Annotated in this window: 18 protein-coding genes; 7 read left to right on the top strand and 11 right to left on the bottom strand. The window is 27.8% G+C overall.

The window, feature by feature from the left end:
* Positions 1-84: 84 nt before the first annotated feature.
* From rsmA to prfA, 6 genes are all read left to right on the top strand, one after another.
* Positions 85-912 (top strand): 16S rRNA (adenine(1518)-N(6)/adenine(1519)-N(6))-dimethyltransferase RsmA, encoded by an 828-nt coding sequence (gene rsmA, locus CAQ16704_RS00090; protein WP_039666345.1) that lies wholly within the window; start codon positions 85-87, stop codon positions 910-912.
* Entirely contained in the window at positions 872-2,830 is a 1,959-nt protein-coding gene (locus tag CAQ16704_RS00085) for a ribonuclease J (protein WP_148308458.1), read from the top strand. Before rsmA ends, CAQ16704_RS00085 begins: the two co-directional genes overlap by 41 nt.
* 51 nt (positions 2,831-2,881) lie before the next feature.
* Positions 2,882-4,201 carry a hypothetical protein gene (locus CAQ16704_RS00080; protein ID WP_039666343.1) on the top strand — a complete coding sequence of 440 codons (1,320 nt, stop codon included), beginning with the start codon at positions 2,882-2,884 and terminating at the stop codon, positions 4,199-4,201.
* 19 nt (positions 4,202-4,220) lie between these two features.
* Entirely contained in the window at positions 4,221-4,982 is a 762-nt protein-coding gene (locus tag CAQ16704_RS00075) for a pseudouridine synthase (protein WP_039666342.1), read from the top strand.
* Between the two features lie 87 nt (positions 4,983-5,069).
* Complete coding sequence (rpsT, locus tag CAQ16704_RS00070; protein ID WP_039617063.1) at positions 5,070-5,333, top strand: 30S ribosomal protein S20; 264 nt, start codon at positions 5,070-5,072, stop codon at positions 5,331-5,333.
* A gap of 4 nt (positions 5,334-5,337) precedes the next feature.
* A complete protein-coding gene (gene prfA / locus CAQ16704_RS00065; protein ID WP_039666341.1) occupies positions 5,338-6,405 on the top strand; it encodes a peptide chain release factor 1 in 1,068 nt (355 codons plus the stop codon).
* A 177-nt stretch (positions 6,406-6,582) separates the two neighbouring features.
* On the opposite strand, the gene CAQ16704_RS07905 is transcribed toward prfA, so the two are convergent.
* The 4 genes from CAQ16704_RS07905 to CAQ16704_RS00045 all read right to left on the bottom strand — a co-directional run bounded on the left by CAQ16704_RS07905 (position 6,583) and on the right by CAQ16704_RS00045 (position 13,363).
* Complete coding sequence (locus CAQ16704_RS07905; RefSeq protein ID WP_052244944.1) at positions 6,583-9,333, bottom strand: two-partner secretion domain-containing protein; 2,751 nt, start codon at positions 9,331-9,333, stop codon at positions 6,583-6,585.
* A gap of 209 nt (positions 9,334-9,542) precedes the next feature.
* Entirely contained in the window at positions 9,543-10,121 is a 579-nt protein-coding gene (locus tag CAQ16704_RS07900; RefSeq protein ID WP_052244943.1) for a lytic transglycosylase domain-containing protein, read from the bottom strand.
* Between the two features lie 43 nt (positions 10,122-10,164).
* The gene (gene recJ, locus CAQ16704_RS00050; protein WP_039666340.1) at positions 10,165-11,736 is read right to left on the bottom strand and encodes a single-stranded-DNA-specific exonuclease RecJ; all 1,572 of its coding nucleotides are present in this window, start codon (positions 11,734-11,736) and stop codon (positions 10,165-10,167) included.
* On the bottom strand, positions 11,726-13,363 hold the full coding sequence (locus tag CAQ16704_RS00045; RefSeq protein ID WP_039666339.1) for a CTP synthase: 1,638 nt from the start codon (positions 13,361-13,363) through the stop codon (positions 11,726-11,728). The genes recJ and CAQ16704_RS00045 overlap by 11 nt, the downstream gene beginning before the upstream one ends.
* A 100-nt stretch (positions 13,364-13,463) precedes the next feature.
* Here CAQ16704_RS00045 and thyX point away from each other — a divergent pair, with 100 nt between their 5' ends.
* The gene (gene thyX, locus CAQ16704_RS00040) at positions 13,464-14,096 is read left to right on the top strand and encodes an FAD-dependent thymidylate synthase (RefSeq protein ID WP_039666338.1); all 633 of its coding nucleotides are present in this window, start codon (positions 13,464-13,466) and stop codon (positions 14,094-14,096) included.
* 9 nt (positions 14,097-14,105) lie between these two features.
* Here thyX and CAQ16704_RS00035 read toward each other — a convergent pair whose 3' ends face one another.
* The 7 genes from CAQ16704_RS00035 to dnaA form a co-directional block, all read right to left on the bottom strand.
* Positions 14,106-14,315: an alkylphosphonate utilization protein gene (locus tag CAQ16704_RS00035; RefSeq protein ID WP_039666337.1), complete on the bottom strand. Its 210-nt coding sequence runs from the start codon at positions 14,313-14,315 to the stop codon at positions 14,106-14,108.
* 9 nt (positions 14,316-14,324) lie between these two features.
* Positions 14,325-14,972 (bottom strand): outer membrane beta-barrel protein, encoded by a 648-nt coding sequence (locus CAQ16704_RS00030; RefSeq protein WP_039666336.1) that lies wholly within the window; start codon positions 14,970-14,972, stop codon positions 14,325-14,327.
* A gap of 49 nt (positions 14,973-15,021) precedes the next feature.
* Positions 15,022-15,408, bottom strand: coding sequence for a preQ(1) synthase (gene queF, locus CAQ16704_RS00025; RefSeq protein WP_039666335.1), 387 nt, complete (start codon positions 15,406-15,408; stop codon positions 15,022-15,024).
* A gap of 26 nt (positions 15,409-15,434) precedes the next feature.
* Positions 15,435-15,962 (bottom strand): zeta toxin family protein, encoded by a 528-nt coding sequence (locus tag CAQ16704_RS00020; protein ID WP_039666334.1) that lies wholly within the window; start codon positions 15,960-15,962, stop codon positions 15,435-15,437.
* A gap of 9 nt (positions 15,963-15,971) precedes the next feature.
* On the bottom strand, positions 15,972-18,290 hold the full coding sequence (gyrB, locus tag CAQ16704_RS00015) for a DNA topoisomerase (ATP-hydrolyzing) subunit B (protein ID WP_039666333.1): 2,319 nt from the start codon (positions 18,288-18,290) through the stop codon (positions 15,972-15,974).
* Between the two features lie 9 nt (positions 18,291-18,299).
* A complete protein-coding gene (gene dnaN / locus CAQ16704_RS00010) occupies positions 18,300-19,367 on the bottom strand; it encodes a DNA polymerase III subunit beta (protein ID WP_039666332.1) in 1,068 nt (355 codons plus the stop codon).
* Between the two features lie 130 nt (positions 19,368-19,497).
* Positions 19,498-20,823 (bottom strand): chromosomal replication initiator protein DnaA, encoded by a 1,326-nt coding sequence (dnaA, locus tag CAQ16704_RS00005; RefSeq protein WP_039666331.1) that lies wholly within the window; start codon positions 20,821-20,823, stop codon positions 19,498-19,500.

The raw sequence follows: 20,823 nt of genomic DNA, 5'->3' as shown, positions 1-20,823 counted from the left end.
ACCTTTGTAAAAAATAATTCAAATTTTATCTAATTAGCGCTTAAAATAATGCTATAATTAATATTTTTTAGATAAAATAAATTTATGGTAAAAGCAAAAAAACATTTTGGGCAAAATTTTTTATGTGATAAAAGCGTGGTAGATAAAATCATCCAAGCCATACCCAAAGATACTAAAAATATAGTTGAGATTGGGCCTGGCTTAGGTGATTTAACGCAAGAACTTTTGAAAATCCCACAAGCTCACATTAGAGCTTATGAGATTGATAAAGATTTGATTCCTATTTTAAATAAAAAATTTCAAAACGAGATTGAAGGTGGAAATTTTGAGCTTATTCATCAAAACGCAAGCAATGCTTTTGATCAAGGAAGTTTAAGCGATAAAGAGTACTTTTTAGTAGCAAATTTACCATATTATATTGCTACAAATTTGATTTTAAAAGCCCTAGAAGATCAAAACTGCCTTGGGCTTATAGTAATGGTGCAAAAAGAAGTAGCACAAAAATTTTGTGCAAATGAAAAAGAAAGTAGTTTTTCGGCTTTAGGAGTACTTTGTGCATTAATATGCAAAAGACAAATGCTTTTTGATATAAACCCAGAAAGTTTTAATCCACCGCCAAAAATTACTTCAGCTGTAATGAAACTGATTAAAACTAGTCATTATCAGCAAAAATGTGAAAATATAGAAGCTTTTAAAGATTTTCTTAGAGCTTGTTTTCAAAACCCTAGAAAACAACTCTTATCGAATTTTAAAAATAAAAAAGAAACAATTTTAAAAGCATTTGAAGCACTAAACATTCCTACCACCTCAAGAGCTCATGAAGTTAGCGTTGATTTATACCTTAAAATTTATGATTATTTAAAGGATGACTATGAGCGAAGAGAACAAAACTCAAGAACAAAACAAAGCTAAAAGATTTAATAAATTTAGAAATAAAAAAAGAAAAGATTTGCAAAATCAAGAGCAAAACAAAGAAATAAAAAATGAAGCAAAAATAGAAAATATTCAAACTGAAGCTAACGAAGAAAAAAAGAAAAAGAAAAAAAATAGAAATTTACCTTCTAAACTAAGTGGTAATGAAGAATGGCAAGTAGAAATTTCTAAAAGCATAGAAGCTAATAAAATCATGCACGAGCTAAGACTTCACCCTTTAAAACACAACAACTCAAGCGAGCATAAAATTCGTATTACACCTTTAGGTGGGCTTGGAGAAATTGGTGGAAATATTACTATATTTGAAACCAACAACGATGCGATTATTGTCGATATAGGAATGAGTTTTCCAGATGGAACTATGCACGGAGTTGATATAATCATACCTGATTTTGACTATGTAAGAAAGATTAAAAACAAAATTCGTGCTATCATTATTACACACGCACATGAAGATCACATTGGTGCTGTACCATATTTTTTCAAAGAATTTCAATTTCCTATCTATGCAACACCTTTAGCACTAGGTATGATTTCAAATAAATTTGAAGAACATGGGTTAAAGGCCGAACGCAAATGGTTTAGACCTATAACAAAAAGACAAGTCTATGAAATAGGGGATTTTGATTTAGAGTGGATTCATATTACCCATTCCATCATTGATGCTTCAGCATTAGCTATAAAAACTAAAGCGGGAACAATCATTCACACCGGTGATTTTAAGATAGATCAAACACCGATCGATGGTTACCCAACCGACTTAAACCGCTTGGCTCATTATGGTGAAGAAGGTGTTCTTTGTCTTTTAAGTGATAGCACAAACTCATATAAAGAAGGCTATACAAAAAGCGAAAGTTCAGTTGGACCTACTTTTGATCAAATTTTTGCAAAAACTAAAGGCAGGGTGATTATGAGTACCTTTAGCTCTAATATCCACCGTGTATATCAAGCTATAACTTATGGTTTAAAATATGGTAGAAAAGTATGTGTTATAGGGCGTTCTATGGAAAGAAACCTTTATACTACTATGGAACTTGGTTATATAAAACTTGATAGAAAAATTTTCATTGATGCAGATGAAGTTAGCAAATATAAAGACAATGAAGTACTAATTGTTACCACAGGAAGTCAAGGCGAGACTATGAGTGCTTTATATAGAATGGCTACAGATGAACATAAATTTATAAAAATCAAGCCTAGCGATCAAGTCATCATCTCAGCTAAAGCCATACCAGGAAATGAAGCAAATGTTTCTGCTGTGCTTGATTTCCTTTTAAAAGCAGGAGCTAAGGTTGCTTATCAAGAATTTAGTGAAATTCACGTAAGCGGACATGCTAGCATAGAAGAACAAAAGTTAATGCTAACTTTAATAAAACCTAAATTCTTCTTACCAGTGCATGGAGAGTATAATCATATCAACAAACACAAAGAAACTGCACTAAAATGTGGCATACCTGAAAGAAATATCTACCTAATGAGCGATGGAGATCAAATAGAACTTTGTCAAAAATACATCAAACGCGTAAAAACAGTTAAAACAGGAAAGGTTTTTGTAGATAATCAAATCAACAAACAAATCGCAGATGATGTGGTAATTGATAGACAAAAACTAGCAGATAGCGGTATAGTAGTGATTATCGCTCAACTAGATAAAGCAAGCAAAACGCTTATTAACAAACCACGAGTGTTTAGCTATGGTTTAGTAGCTGACAAACAAGATGGGGCATTCTCAAAAGAAATGAGTGATGTTTTAAGTCAATTTTTTCCAAATGTAAAGGATGAAATTTTAGATAATCCAAAAGTTTTAGAAGCCCAAATTAGACAGGTACTAAGAAAGCATATTTTTAGAAAAATCAAAAAATACCCAACCATAGTTCCAACTATTTTTGTGATGTAGAAATTTCAAAGCTTTTTTAAAAAGCTTTGAAAGATTCTTAAAGGATTAAAAATGATAAAAAATTTAAAAAATGATTTTTTAATTTTATTAAGAAACAATGTATTTTATTTTTTAATTTTTATACTTATATATTTTTTACCAAAAATTAATGAATTGATTAGAATTCATTTCATACAAAGTGATATAAACCAGCTAGATATTCTTTCTCAAATAACTTGGCTTCAAGCTACATTAGAAATATTACAAGCTTTTTTAATTGCACCTTTATTTTATCTTTTGGAACAAAAAAACGAAAATGCATTAAAAACATTTTATTTTGTTTCATTTTTTAGCTTATTATTTGTCTGCATAGGCTGGGGGGGGGGTATTTGGGTAATTGCAAAAATTGTTAATTATGATATAAATTCACATTATTTATTTCTATATTTTCAATGGCTTAACGGTTGCTTAGAATTTCTTGTATTATTTTTTATTACTTTATTTTTGATTAAAGAAAATATAAAGATGTTAATTTTTATTTGTTTTCTTAAATTTATTATTGCTTTTTTAATAGATTTTATTTTGTTAAAATACACAATTTTTGGCGTGTATTCTGTAAATACAAGCTCTATTTTTTCTAATTTAGTATTAATAGTAAGTAGTATATATTATTGTGTACAAACAAAAATTTTTATATATAAGTCTTTAATAAAAAATTACAAAATCTACTGTATGTATATTAAAAAGCAATTCTTTTCAAAAGAACATATGTATCCAGCTATAGAACAACTCTTAGATAACACATCTTATATAGTTGTAATTTTAACAGGTTTAAATCTAATACACAAAAATAGTGAATACTTTACAGCTATGGCTTATTTTTGGGGAATTATGCTTGCTTTGATTTTAAGTTTTGGCAATATTATTCAAAAAATTATTGCAGGAAAAGATAAAATTTCTTTTAAAAATAAATTGATTTTTGTATTTTTGACAAATAACATTTTTGTATTTTTATTTATCACAAGCTATTTTTATATCGATATCATAGCAAATTTAGTAGGATTAAATTTAAATAACCAAATCTCCAACATTATAAAATCTCTTTATCTTGCTTATATTATTTTTCATTTAAGCTATAGTATAAAGTGTATTTTTTATGCATTAGGACTTTTTAAATTTACATTTTTAATAAGCATTATGGTAAATACATTAATATATTTACCATATTATTTTTCTCAAAATAATATAAAAAATATCAATACCATAATCAATATTTTTTCTAATGGAATATATTTCAATTGTATTATTTCTTTGATACTTTTCATGTTTTTAATTTCTTATAAAAAGCAAATGCAAATAATAAAAATGCTACAATTATGGATTAAATTCTAAATAAACCAAGGCAAAATAAATGAGAATTAATAAATTCATCTCACATAATAGCAAATACTCCCGTCGTGAAGCGGATGAGCTTGTCAAACAAGGATTGGTTAAAATAAATAATAAAATAGCCCTTTTAAGTGATGAAGTTAAATTCGATGATAAAGTCTTTATAAAGGGCAAAATTTTACATAAAAAGACACAATTTAGTGTTATTATTTACCATAAACAAAAAGGCGAGATTGTCAGCAAAAAAGACGATAGAGGTAGAAAAACTATATACCATTCTTTACCAAAACAATTTAGCACATGGCTTAGCGTAGGAAGACTTGATTTTGCTAGCGAAGGTTTGCTTTTACTTACTGATTCTCCTGTGATAGCAGATGCACTTATGCATAGTGATTTAGAAAGAGAATACTACTTAAAAGTAAAAGGCAACATAGATAAAAATGTTATCGAAGCAATGCAAAATGGCCTAGAAATTCAAAACGAAAAAAAAGGAGCTCATGCTAAAACAAAAATCACTTCTATGAGTTTTGCTCCTTTTTTAGGCTTTGAAATTTTTGGCTCAAGCGGAGGTTATACTAAACTAAAAGTTATCATTAACGAAGGAAAAAATAGAGAGCTAAGACGCTTTTTTGGACATTTTGATTTGGAAGTGATGGATCTTAAACGCGTAGCTTTTGGAGCTTTGGATCTTGGTATGTTAAAAGCGGGAAAGTATCGTTATCTAGAAAATGGAGAATATGAAAAATTGCGTGATTTTTTAAAAACAAACGATATTAGGTATTAATTAATACTTTAGAAATACTTAAATTAATTAAAATTTAATTTTATTTTTGTATAATTAGCAATTTAATTTATATAAAAAAGGAAAATTATGGCAAACCATAAATCTGCTGAAAAAAGAGCAAGACAAACTATCAAAAGAACTGAAAGAAATAGATTTTATAGAACAAGATTAAAAAACATTACAAAAGCAGTTCGTGAAGCAGCAGCAAACAACGACAAAGAAGCTGCGCAAAATGCACTAAAAGTAGCCAACAAAAGCATTCACGCTATGGTAAGTCGTGGATTTTTGAAAAAACAAACTGCATCACGCCGTGTAAGCAGGCTAGCGTTACTGGTAAATAAATTAGCATAATTTAATGTTAGCTGACAAACTCAAACCTTTTTTAACACGCTTTGATGAGTTAAACACTCTTCTTAGTGATGTCAATATCTCTAATGATATTTCTAAAATGACAGCTCTATCTAAAGAGCAAAAAAATTTAGAACCTATAGTAGCAAAAGCACAAGAATACCTTAAAACTTTAGATGATATAGAGGAAAATAAACTTCTATTATCTGATGTAGAATTAGGTGAGTTAGCAAAAGAAGAACTTAAAAATCTCGAAATTTTAAAACCTCAACTTGAAGAAGAATTAAAAATTCTTTTACTACCAAAAGATCCAAACGATGATAAAAATATATTCTTAGAAATTCGTGCAGGAACAGGTGGCGATGAAGCTTCTTTATTTGTTGGAGATTTAGTTAAAGCTTATATACGCTATGCAGAAAATCGTGACTATAAATACGAAATCGTTAGCTCAAGCGAGGGTAGTGTAGGTGGATTTAAAGAAATTATCATTCTTATAAAAGGAAATGGGGCTTATTCGAGACTAAAATACGAGGGTGGGACACATAGAGTTCAAAGAGTACCTGAAACAGAATCTCAAGGTAGAGTTCATACTTCAGCTATAACGGTTGCTATTATGCCCGAAGTTGATGATGTAGAAATTCAAATCAACCCAAATGATTTGAAAATTGATGTAATGCGAAGTAGTGGACATGGTGGGCAAAGTGTAAATACTACAGATAGTGCTGTAAGAATCACTCACATACCAACAGGTTTAGTTGTAGTTAATCAAGATGGTAAAAGCCAACACAAAAACAAAGAAAGTGCTATGAAAGTCTTAAAAGCAAGACTTTTTGAAATACAAGAACAAGAACGCTTAGCTAAAGAAAGCGAGGCAAGAAAATCACAAGTTGGAAGTGGCGATAGAAGCGAACGCATAAGAACTTATAATTTTCCACAAAATCGAATTAGCGATCACAGAATCAACCTTACCTTATATAGGCTTGATGCGATTTTAGAAGGTGGGCTTTTTGATGAAATCATAGAACCTTTGATTGCCTACTATCAGGCTGAAGCTTTAAAACAAGAAAATTTATAATTTATCATTTTCAATCAAATAGTTATCATCAAATAAATTTCTGTTTAGAATTTTACATTAAATGCTATCTATTTTGTTTATTTTAAAATAAACTGACTTCATAGTTTGAAAATAGTTTTTGCTTTTAAAAGAAAGACATTTTGTATGATTTACACTGCTAAATTAGCAGTGTAAATATTAAAAACTTCTAACTATGCAAGGATTCATAGTTTTAAAATTATCACTTACTATACAAATCTTTCCTTTTTGCATTAGGGCTGTTTCTTCTACTTCTTCTTTTTCGTTTTCTTCATATTCAAAAGTAGGTGTTTGTTTTTGAGCATTAGCTACTTGGCGTGATACTTTTTTATAGTCTTCATTTTCATTACCATTAACTATTACTTCATCTAAATTAGGTGTAAGTAAGGCTAAGTTTTTAAACTCACCTTTTATTTTAAAGTGATTATTTGAATCAGTGCTTGTTTTGCTTTGCCAAGTTTGTAATAATTCTTGATTATCATTTATACTAGCAAAAAGTTCTTTACTAAGATTGTTTAATCTATCTACTTCAGCTTTTAAAGAATTTAAAGTTGCATCATTTTTTAAGCTAGGATTTTCATTGACTTTTTTAACATAGTCATTATATTTAGCTATAGCTGTTTTTAATTGTTCTTGAGCTGTTTTTAAATCTGTTATGTTTTGATTATAATCAACAACTAAATTTTTTAAATCACCACTTAAAAAATCAAATAAATCATTTTTGTTTTTGATTACTTTTTTAGTATTAGTTACTAAAGTGTTTTTAACACTTAAACCATTTGCTTCAAATTTATCATTACTTGCAGTACTTAAGCCATTGTTTTCATAAGCTAAAAGAAAGTCTAAACTTTGAACTACTTCTAAAGCTTTTGTTGTATTTCCTTTTAGAAAGTATTTAGCTATAAAGTTAGCTTTTTGTTCCTCATTCATATTAGTATAGTTAGTTTTTTCTTTAAGCATATTAAGTAAATTAGCTATGTTAATTTCATAATGATTATTGGTAATATCATTTATGATTTCATTGACTATGTTTTGGTGTAAATCATTTTCATCTAATTTTACATTAGTATCTGTAAGATTAGGTGGGGTAGTTGGGTTAGATGGTGGGGTAGGTCTGCTTATAGTATTTGCTTTAGATAAAAAGTCTTGGTATGAACTTTGTTGATTTGAGTTATTGTAAGTGTGAATTTGGATTTTATCATTGGTATTACCCCAGTAATTTCTATCTGTAATTGCATTAGTTAAATCATTTCTGCTATGGTAAATGTGAATATTATTAAGGTGTGCAGTCCAAAATGGTTGACCAAAAAATTTACCAGGAGCTCTACCACTTATCTTTGCATTTGGATTAAAAAATATATAGATATTTTTAAAAGTAGAATCATTTTCATAACTACCAGCAAAACCACCAGCAATGCCGTGAGATTTATTACCACTAATATTTCCTATATCATGCAAAGAGATGTTAGTAAAAATTCCAGCAAGCCAACCGGCAAAGCCACCAGCATGATAACCACTAATATCCCCTATATTATTTAAAGAAATATTGCTAAAGGTGCCACCAGCAAAACCAGCAAAACCAGCAACAAAGCTTTGATCACCATTACTATTACCACTAATATTACCTATATTATTTAAAGAAATATTGCTAAAGGTTCCACTAGCACTACCAGCAAAACCACCAGCATAGGTGTTAGTTCTTATCCCGCCACCCATATAATCCACATTAATATTTTTAATAGTTGCATCATTAATATAACCAAATATACCAACATATTCAGATTCACTACTTAAAGAGCTTGTATCTATATTAATATTTTTTAAAGTATAGCCTTGTCCATCAAAGGTCTTGGTAAAACCATTATAAGCATCATAGCCAACTATCATAGAAGTACAACCTAAACCATCTATACAATAATTAGCATAGTTTTTATTGTTATTACCACCAAAATCTATATCTTTAGTAAGTCTATATTCACTAGCACTAGTTCTAAATCCTGCTTTGTTTTCATTCCACCCTTTAGCAAAATGCCACCAATCTACATCAGAACCTATACCTACATATGCATCTTTTTTAAAGTTATTATTTCCACTAATCTTTGAAAACACACTAAAAGAATATGGATTATAATAATATCCATTAGCATTTAAATATGCATTACCTTTTGTTTTTGCATCAACATTTAGACCTTGTAAAGTATTGCCATCTATACTAGCTACATCTACATAAACTTCATTACCTTCTAGTTTTATATTTTTAGCCATAACTTTATTTATGTTGTTATAGTTTTCAGAGCCTAATACTACCTTGTTACCTTGTAGGGTAATATTATCTGCTTTAATATTACCCATATTAACCACATTACCTAATTTATTAGGTTTAAATACAGGTGAAAAGCTTAAACCATCATTGAAATTATTCATATTAGCAAAGTTTTGCATAGCTGCACTATCCATAGATGAAGTAGAAGCCACAAAGCGATTAGCATTGATAGTTCCTGTTTTAGTAATGATTACTCCATTAGGATTGATTAAAAATACATTATTACCATTAGCATTTAATAAACCAGCTATAGTAGATTTACTTGTTCCATGAGCAATGTTTAGATAATTATGCCCATTTTGTCCTTTTCCAAAATGAACTTGTGCGTCTTTACCTATATTAAATCCACCACCCCATTGAATAACATGATTTTTATTTGGTGTTGTTCCATTAATATTCATAGTATTACCATTAATGTTTATACTACCTGTTGTTCCATGAGTAAATTTACCTCCACTTGGTAATTGATTTGGATTAATTGCCATAAGTGGAGAAAAAAGTAAAGATACTGTTATACCTGAAAGGTAGATATGATTTGTAAGTTTTTTATAATACAATAATTGATTTGATAATTTATTTTTTGACATAACTTTACCTTCAATATAGTTATTTTGCATAAAATTTTATTGTTTTATGCAAATTCTAATATTTTTTCTTAAATATTTTTTATATGTGCTAAATACCAATATTATAGCAATGGGGGGGGGGTATCAGTTTATTTTCTGTTAAAAAATAGTCTAAAATATTAGACTATTTTGTAAATTTCTTATAGCTTTATTATATTTTTGCAAAAAAATTAATATTTATAGGCAAGTAAAAGTTTGTATTGTTTTTCATCAACATTTAACAATAGCGATACAAGTTTAAAAGCTCTAAATTTTTCCATTATAAAAAGTTCTTTGCTATCTTTTAAAATAATAGCTATTAGATGCTTTGTAACTTTATTTAACCATATGTTTTTATATTTGTCATTTACTGAATGATACCTCCCTATAGCATTCCAACTAAAACCATGTTTTTGAATGATTTCATGAAGCAGTTTAGCTGCTATATCAATGTTTACACTAGGTTTTTTAATATCATTTTTATTTATATTATATCGCTTTAAATGAATACTATTTATTTGCATTAAACCATAATCTTTAGTTTGATTTTTATTTCTACCAATAATATTATGATTAAATGCCGCATTTTCTGTTAAAGCTATAGCTTTAAGTAGTGCCATAGGAATATTATATTTTCTTGCTGCTGCTTTAAATTCTTTATCATATTTGTAAAAATTTTCAGGTATATAAGTATCTCCTATAAAAATTTTTGTCTCAAAAGAAAAAGCAATGCTAAAAGAAAAAACTAATAATATTATTTTTTTTATCATTTTTCTCCTTTTAATATGTGTATTATATTTTATAAAAATAAATTTATTTTAAAATTTCTTTGATTGTAAGTTGTGGTGTGATTAAACCTTTAAAATTATTTTTAAAAACACCCGCGATAAAATCTATACTTTCACCAATTTGAGGTTCATAGTCAAAGTTGAAAAACAAAGCTTCTAAAGTTTTATTTCCTTGGGTCAAAATAAGTTTTATATGATTTTCTTCTTTTCCTAATATTTTTTTATTTTTAACAAAAAGTTTGTTAAATTTAAAATATGGTCTTGGATTTTTATGTCCAAAAGGTTCATAAAATTCTAAAATTTCTAAAAGTTCAAAATCCACTTCATTTGGGTCAATACTACCTAAAACTTCATCTGCATTGTAAAAATCTTCTTTGGGAATATTTTTACATATCTGATTGAGTTTATTTTTAAATATATCAAATTGTTCAAGTTCTACTAAAACTCCAGCTGCACCTTTATGCCCACCATAACTTAAAACATATTCTTTTACTTGCTCAATAACATTTAAAATATCAATCTTACCCACACTTCTAACACTAGCTTTAGCCTTTTGCTCACATTCTGAAAAAACAAAAGCAGGTTTGTTAAAATGTTTTGCTAAACGACTTGCAACTATACCCAAAACACCTTCATGCCAGTTTTGTCCATTGACAATAACCACAGGATCATTTTCATTGACTTGCTCCAAGCATTGCTTAAAAAGTTCGCGTTCTTCATTTTTACGACTATTATTATAAGTAATAATTTGTTCTAAATAGCCTTTGACTTCATCATAGTTCTTAGAATGTAAAAATTTATAAGAAATAATCGCATCATCCATTCTACCAGCACTATTAATCAAAGGTGCAATTAAAAAACTAATATCATCGAGTCCAAATTTATCCTTTCCATAATTTTGTTTAATTGCCTTAAATGCTACTCGCTTAGATTCATTAATATATCCTATGCCTTTTCTAACTAAAGCCCTATTTAAGTCTCTAAGCTCCATCATATCTGCAATAATAGCAACAGATAAAAGCTCTATAAATTTACACATATTGTAATTAATCTTGCATACTTCTTTTATCGCAGCAACTAAATACCAAGCCACTTGAGCACCACAAATTTCAATATCAGGAAATTCACAATCTTGTTGTTTAGGATTGATAATCGCATAAGCTTTTGGCAAAGTAGCTGGAGGCATGTGATGATCTGTAATGATTAAATCAATTCCTTTTTTTAAGCAAAGTTCTGCTGCATCAAATGCTGCTATGCCATTATCTACAGTAATGATTAAATCTACTCCATCAAGCTCGTTGATGATTTCTTCATTTAAGCCGTATCCATCTTTAAAACGATTTGGAATTTTTACTATATAATCAAATCCAATATCATCAAAAAATTCAGACAAAATCACACAAGAAATAACACCATCTACATCATAATCTCCAACGATAGCAAGTTTTTGATTTTTTTCAATTGCTTCTTTAATACGTAAAGCACCCTTATAGACATCTTTTAAGCAAGATGGCATAGGCAAATCACAAAGCTTTACATGAGTATCATTCACAAAACGCTGATGTAGAATTTCTTTTATTTTGGCTTTATTTAACATGATTTTCTAAAGATGCTTTAATAAAAGAAAAAATAGCAGGATTAACCCTAACTAAGCGTGAAGTAAATTCAGGATGAAATTGAACTGCTAAGAAAAATGGATGATCTTTTAGCTCTATAGCTTCAACCAAACCTTCATTTTCTCCGCTTATGATAAGTCCATTTTTTTCAAACATTTCTTTGTATTTTGGGTTTGCTTCATAGCGGTGGCGGTGGCGTTCTTTAACACTTTTTTGATTATGATAAACCTTACTTAAAAGCGTATTTGGTTTGATATGACATTCATAAGCGCCAAGACGCATTGTTCCACCAAGTGGAGTTTTACTTGTCCTAATTTGCTTTTCTCCGTTTGCATCAATAAATTCATCAATTAAGAAAATGATAGGGTTTTTACAACCTTTATCAAATTCACTCGAATTTGCATCTTCAAGTTTTAAAACATTTCGTGCAAATTCCACCAAAGAAAGCTGCATACCTAGACAAATTCCTAAAAACGGAATTTTATTTTCTCTTGCGTATTTTATAGCTTTAATTTTTCCTTCTACTCCTCGGTATCCAAAACCACCTGCTACTAAAATTCCGCTAACATCTTTAAAAGCTTCTTCTATATTTGCATTTTCCAGTTTTTCACTATCACACCATTTTAAATTTACTCTTGCATCAAGTGCTGCACCTGCATGGATAATAGCTTCTGTTAAACTTTTATAGCTTTCTTTTAAATCTACATATTTTCCTACAAAAGCTATGCTAAGCTCATTGCTTGGTGCAATAACTCTTTTTACCAAAGAATCCCATTCATTCATATTTGGCTTTAAATTTTGAAGATCTAATAAATTTGCAATGGAATTTAAAATATCTTGTTTTAAGAAATTAAGTGGAATTTGATAAATACTAGCCGCATCAACGCTTTCTATAACGCAGTTTTTTTCAACTCCACATGAAATTGCAATTTTATCTTTTAATTCTCTGTCTAAAGACTTTTCACTTCTACAAACAATCATATCAGGACTAATACCTATACGGCGTAATTCCCCAACGCTATGTTGAGTTGGTTTTGTTTTAAGTTCTCCTGCTGCTTTGATAAATGGTACTAAGGTTAAGTGGATATTAATAGCATTATATTTACCTACTTCAAGCTTTAAAGCTCTAATAGCTTCTAAAAATGGTAAGCCTTCTATGTCTCCTACCGTGCCTCCAATCTCTACTATCAAAATGTCTTTATCAATACCAGCTTTTTTAATGCGATCTTTTATCTCATCTACTATATGTGGGATAACTTGTATAGTTTTTCCTAAATAATCCCCTCTTCTTTCTTTTTCTATAACACTTTGATAAACTCTACCTGTTGTGAAATTGTTATCTTGAGATAAGCTCTCATTTAAAAATCTCTCATAATGTCCTAAATCTAAATCCGTTTCAGCTCCATCATCTGTAACAAACACTTCCCCGTGCTCTAAAGGACTCATAGTACCAGGATCTACATTTATATAAGGATCTGCTTTTAAAATACTTACTTTTAATCCTGAATTTTTTAAAATCGTAGCAATGGAAGCTGCGGCTATACCTTTTCCTAATGAGCTTAAAACACCACCGGTTACAAAAATATACTTAGTTTGTTTTAATTTCATAAAATAACCTTAATTTCTTTTTTTGAAATTATAACGAATAAAAAATTTTATTTTTATAAACATTTGTGTAAAATTCAATTATTTTTGAAGGAAATTTTGAATGAAAATCACATTATTAAACCATACTCCACTTTCTATATGTTCTCACGCTACAAGAACATGTTGGCAAAGTTTTGACAAAGGCGATTGTGGTGGCGAAAAAGATAAAGAATTAATCGATCGAGTGGGAAATAAATTCAAACATGCTTCAACCTTAGAGCATTTAAATTACACTTTTTATATACAAGGTATTTCAAGGGCATGTTTGCAAGAAGTTGCAAGACACCGTCACACCAGTCCTAGTGTAAAGAGCACAAGATATACACTAAAAGAACTTAGAAATGAAAACGAATTTAAAGAAAATGACTTTGAAAATGCTAAAAGATATTTGGTATTAACTGGAAATGAAATAGTAGATAATGCAAGTATTAAAGCTTTAGAAAATCTGCGTTTAATTTTACAAAATAGCATTAGTTTAGATATAGCAAAATACTGCCTACCAGAAAGCTATAAAACAGAATTAACTTTAACGATTAATGCAAGAAGTTTGCAAAATTTCATTACTCTAAGAAGCTCAAAATCAGCTCTGTGGGAGATAAGAAATTTAGCAAATGCTTTATTTAAAAATTTACCTCAAGAACATCAATTTATATTTAAACATTGTGTTTATCAAGAAGAAAATTCCCAAGATTAATTGGGAATTTTATATCTTTTTAAGAAATTCAGTTTTTAAAACAATCACACCAAATTTATCAATCTTAGCTTCAATTTCAGTATCTTTATTTGTAAGTTTGATATTTTTTATAGTTGTACCACGCTTTAAAGTTGTACTTGCACCTTTAACTTTTAAATCTTTAATCACGCTTACATTATCACCTGCGTTAAGCTCAGTTCCATTTGCATCTTTTGGCATCATTTCTCCTTAAAATTTATAAGTATATCCTAAATATAAACCATAATTTGTTTGCTTAGGATCGTAAAAATTCGAACCTACGGCACTTTGATAAAAATTTCTTGTATTATAATGAATTTGTTCAGCTTTAAAACCAAACTCAATTTCATTTGATGGAGTTAATTCATATAAAGCACCTATTTTTGCCCCATAAGTATAGCCATCAAAATTTTGAGATAAAGATAAAAAACTTGTCTTTAAAGTAATATCTGTCTTTGCATAACCACCATATATACCTAAAACTGCTCTTGTTTTTTCAAAAATTTTTGGAGTAAAATCATAACCAAGTAAGAATTTATGTGTAGTAAATTCTCCATCAATTTTTAATCTTGTTGTATTAATTACATCGCTAAATTCGCTTGAATAATTATAAGCACCATAAAGTCTATGATTATCATTAAAATGATAACCTGCTTTTAAGCCAAAAACAGGAATATTTCCTTTTAAATCGCCATTAAAATTTGCTTGGGATATACCTATATGTTTAATACTACTATTTACTTGAGTATGAAACCATCCTGCATCAATTCCTAAAAATAAGCCTGATTTCTCATCAGCTAAAGCTAAATTTGAAACCAAAGCCATACTTGCTACTAAAGATAATAATTTTAATCTCATATTTTTATCCTTTATAAGACTATATATATCTTAATTTTTTTAATAAAACTTAATTTTGTGGCACTACTAAATCAGATCTACATTCTATCACAGTATGTACATTACCACGAGGGTTAAAATCACCTACAACTTTTATCCATTTTGGATCTAATTTTTCTTTTAAAGTATTATAAATTTCATTTATGCTTGCTTCATGTGATATATTTTTATACATGAAAGTATTTATATAAAGTTTTATAGCTTTAAGCTCTACTACTAATTTATTTGGAATATACTCTAAGTAAATAGTAGCAAAATCAGGATATCCGCTACGCGGACAACAACACATAAATTCAGGCAAAGTGATTTTAATCACATAATCATTTTTAGCATCATTTGGCCAAACTTCCATATTTTCTACGCTAAATTCTTTTATTTCTTTTTCACCATATCTCATACAATTTCTCCTATTTAAAATTAAAATTATACAAAAAAATCAAAAGCTTTTTGAATTTCAATTTCATAGTCTTTTTGAATTTCTATAAAAGAAAAATTTAAATTTTCACATTGAGCTTTGAGTTTTTGATGATTTAAAATAAGAATGTTTATTTCTTCTTTTTCATTAAATAAACGCTTTTCTATAACATTTTCATTTTGATAAATTAATTCATAATTTTGCAAAATATATTCTTTTGAAAAAATGATATAAAGTATTTTAATATTAGAATGATTTTGAAATTTTTGTAGTTTTTTTGGAGTAAGATAAATTCCTTCAATGATTAAATTTTGTCTATTTTCTATACAAGTTTGAATTATACCATCTACAATAGGAAATAAAAATTCAGTTATTTTTTCATCCTCATCTACTTTAAAAGGAAAATCTTTTATTCCTTTAATCAAGCCCATTTTTAGATGATCTAAACTCAAATAAGGATAAGAAAATTTTTCAAGAAGTTTTTGAGCAAGCAAGGTCTTTCCACTATGACCTTGCCCTCCAATTAAAAAAATCATTTAAAAAGATTAAACATCCAAATGCTTAACATCTTTAGCATGAGCTTGTATATACTCACGGCGTGGTTCTACATCATCACCCATGAAAAGGTTAAAAGTATCATTTGCTCTTTGGGCATCTTCTATGGTGATTTTTAATAAACGACGATTGTTTGGATCCATAGTTGTTTCCCAAAGTTGTTCAGGATTCATCTCACCAAGTCCTTTATAGCGTTGTATATAAGCACCTTTTTTAGCGTTTTTTTCTACTTCATCTAAAATTTCTAAAATATCTTTATCAAATTTTAAATCTCTATCTTTAATTTTTTGATAAATATAATTTGCTTCTTCATACAAAGGATTAGTAAATAAATCATCATTTATGATAAGCTCTTCTAAACCATTTTCAGTTTGTACATATACGCGAATTTCATTTTCATTGATATATGAATTTAAGATATTGTGATTTTGTTTTTCTAAAAATTCTTTTATAATTTTAAATAATTCTTCATTAGAAGCTTTTATCAAATCAGGATTTTCTATCAAATATCTAATTACTGAAATTACATTAAATCTTTTTTCTAATTCTTTTAAAACACTTCTATAAGCTGCAACGATTTTTAGAAAATCTTTTAAATCATTTAATCCTATACCCTCATAAGTAGAACTTTCTATACCTGTCTCAATTAAATAATCATTTAGAGTTTTTTCATCTTTTAGATAAATTTCTTTTTTCTGACCTTTTTTATAGCGGTATAAAGGTGGTTGAGCTAAATAAATATGTCCATTTGTTACAAGATCATTCATAAAGCGAAAGAAGAATGTTAAAAGCAAAGTTTGTATATGAGACCCATCTACATCAGCATCTGTCATAATGATGATTTTATGGTATCTTAATTTTTCTATATCAAACTCATCACCTATCCCACAACCAAAAGCTGTGATCATATTTTGAATTTGTTCGCTTTTTAATATCTTATCAAGTCTTGCTTTTTCAACATTAAGTATTTTACCTCTTAAAGGTAAAATTGCTTGAAAAGCCCTTTCTCTACCTTGTTTTGCAGAGCCTCCTGCACTATCACCCTCAACTAAATAAATTTCACTTTCACTTGGATCTTTACTTTGACAATCAGCTAATTTTCCAGGCAAAGTTCCTACACTTGAACTTTCTTTTTTACGGGTTAATTCTCTAGCTTTTTTAGCCGCTTCTCTACCACGAGCTGCCATTAAAGCTTTATTCATAATAGCTTTTGCTTCAATAGGATTTTCTTCAAAATATTTTGTCAAATATTCAAAAGAAGCTTTAGAAACTATAGGTCTAACATAGCTTGAACCTAATTTTCCTTTAGTTTGTCCTTCAAATTGAGGTTCAGGTACTTTTACACTTACAACGGCTATCAAACCTTCTCTTACATCATCACCTGTTATTTTAGAATCTTTCTCTCTAGCACTAGCATTTGCTTCAATATAATTACTAATAACACGAGTTAAGCCCATTCTAAAACCAGCTTCATGTGTTCCACCATCTGGAGTTTTAATATTATTTACAAAAGAAAGTAAATTTTCATTATAAGCATCATTATACAGCAATGCTACTTCAACATTTACATCTTCTTCATCTACATTAAAAAATATGGCTTTAGTTAAAGCTTGTTTTTTATTCATATCCATTACAAATTGGCTTATACCACCTTCATAATGAAAGCTTTCTGATTTTCCTATACGATTGTCTTTAAAATTTATAGTTATTTTTGGATTTAAATATGCAAGTTCACGAAATCTTTTAGCTAAAATTTCATAATCAAATTCAGTTATTTCAAAAATTTGTTCATCTGGCCAAAATTCTATGATTGTTCCTGTTTTTTTACTAGTTCCTATAGTTTCAAAATTACTTATTACTTTTCCTTCTGAAAATTCTTGTCTATAAATTTCTCCATCTCTATGCACTGTAGCAACTAGCTTTTTTGATAAAGCATTTACAACACTTACACCAACCCCATGCAAACCACCACTAACTTTATAAGTATCTTTATCAAATTTACCACCCGCATGTAAAACCGTTAAAACAACTGTTAAAGTAGGAATATTTTCAGTAGGATGAATTCCAACTGGAATACCACGACCATTATCACTCACTATACAAGAACCTTCTGTAGTGATTTCTATATTAATCGTATCACAAAAACCTGCCATTGCTTCATCAATAGAATTATCTACTACTTCATAAATCATATGATGGAGTCCATTTATATTGGTATCACCTATGTACATACCAGGACGTTTTCTAACAGCTTCTAAGCCTTTTAAAACTTTAATATTTCCAGCACTATAATTTTGATTTTTTTGCATTCATTTTCCTTATAAAATTACTGGCATAATCACAGTTTGTAATTCTTCACTTGAAACTAAAAATGCCATATGAGGCTCATTTATACTAAGTTTAAATGTCTCACTTTCAATAGAATTTAAAAAATCTGTAAGAAATTTATTTTTTACACAAAGATTAAATTCTTCGTCTATATTAAGTTCTATTTCAAGTTCAGTTTTTGCTTCCATATTATCTAAACTAATTCCTTCAAAAACAAGTCTATCTTTATAAAAATTTAATTTCATTTTTTCAGTAATAACATTAATTTTTTTAAGTGCATCTATAAATTCTTCAGTTTTAAAAATAAATTCTTTTGTAATATTTTTTGGAATTACTCTTTCATAATCAGGAAATTTGTCATTAATAAGTTTTGTAAAAAATTCAAAATTATCATTTTTTGCGATAAGTATAGTTTCATCATAATAGATTTCAATTTTTTCAAAAAAGATTTTTTGCATTTCTAAAATAGCTTTTTTAGGAATACAAAGATTAAATTCTTTTTCATTAGTTTTATTTAGTGTAAAGATAGCTAAACGCTTTGTATCTGTTCCTACAAAACTAATATGAGTTGTTTTTATATCAAGTAATGCACCATTTAAAGAGTATTTTGGATTATTTGTATCAATAGCAGGTAGGATTTTTTTCAAAGATCTACTTAAATCACTTGAATCTATATCAAATTTATCTTTTCCTTCAGTACTTGGAAAACTTGGAAAATCTTCGTGATTAAACATTGGAAGTTTATATTTTGTTCCTTTTTGTCTAATAAAAAGAAAATTTTCTATAGTTTCTAAAACTACATCTTCGTTATTTAAATTTTTTATAATATCTAAAATACTTTTAGCATTAGCAGTTGCAAAACCTTCGCTTTCAACTTTAATTTTTTTAATTTTATAATTAATTCCTATTTCATAATCACTTGCTCTTATAATTAATTTATCTTCTATTACTTCAAAAAGTAGGTGAGAAGCTATATTACTTGGGTCTTTTTTATCTACGTAAGAGTTAGTTAAAACTATGGCTGATTCTAAAGTGTTTTTATTAATGCTAATTTTCATTTTTTTCCTTTATTTTTAAATTTTATTTTATCATAATAATAGGTAATGTGAAAATGTGAAATGTTTTCTAAAAGTCCTTTTTTATAAAAATTCTATTTATAGAATAATTTTTTTTATTTTTCACATATATTCACATATTTTTTATTTTTACTAAAATTTTATTTCTTATTTCATCTATAATTACCTTTAAATTATCATTTTTATTTATTAGTTCTTGAATTTTTTTAATATTATGTGAAATTGCAGTATGATCTTTCATATTAAAAAATCTTGCAAGTTGTGGCATAGACATAGTTGTAAGTTCTCTTGCTAAAAATATTACAACTCTTCTTGCCATAACGATATTTTGTGTTTTTTTATTTGATTTTATATCATTTGGTTTAAGATTATAGCTTTTTGAAACATCTGCTAATATGTCTTCAACACTAATGTTTTCTTTCGTTTCTTTTATATGATCTTTCATAAAACTTTTAACTATTTCTAAAGTGATTTCTTGGTTAAATAATCTTGCTTGAGCATTTAAATTTGTAATCATTCCTTCAATTTCTCTTATATTATCTCCCATTGAAGTAGCAATATAACTTATCACTTCAGGTTTAAGATAAATAGCATTAAATTCGCATTTTTTTTTGATAATTGCGATTTTTGTGTCAAGCTGAGGTGGAGTAATATCTGCAATAATTCCATTTGCAAAACGACTTTTTAAGCGTTCTGTTATACCTTTTAACATATTTGGGGGATTATCACTTGTCATAATAATTTGTCCAAATTTTTCTTTAATTTCATTAAATGTAAAGAAAAATTCTTCTTGGATTTTATCTGTTTTACCTAAAAATTGTACATCATCTATAAGTAAAATATCACAATTTTTATATTTTTCATGAAATTTACTCATAGTTTTATTATTTAAGTGCGAAGTAAAATCGTTGATAAAATTATCACTTGTAGCATATATTACTTTATATCCATTATCTAAACACATATTTCCAACTGCTTGAAGTAAATGAGTTTTCCCAAGTCCTGTTGGACCATATATAAAAATAGGATTATATAATTTTCCAAATTTATTTTTATCTGTTATAGCCTTACAAGTTGCATAAGCAAATTGGTTAGAATCCCCTACAACAAAACTTTCAAAAGTAAAAGAAGGATTTAAAATAGTACTTTGAAATTTAATTTGAGAAATATCTATATTAAAATTATTATTTTCTATTTTGGAATCATTAGTAATTATTTTTATTTTGGGATTAATTCCTGTTTTTATTTCATAAAAATAAGCTAATTTTTGTGAATATTTTGTTTGTATAAATTTGGCTAAAAAATGATTAGGTGCAATAAATATTAAAATATTATTTTTGCTTAATTTTTCACTAAATTGTAAATGTGAAATATAAGCATTATACTCATTATCGCTGATTTCTGTTTTAAATTCAAGTAAAAAATCTTTTATATTCAT

Source organism: Campylobacter sp. RM16704, from assembly GCF_000816245.1.
GTDB lineage: Bacteria > Campylobacterota > Campylobacteria > Campylobacterales > Campylobacteraceae > Campylobacter_D.
Note: the sequence above shows the minus strand (reverse complement) of the source record. Positions and strands in the feature narration are given on the sequence as shown.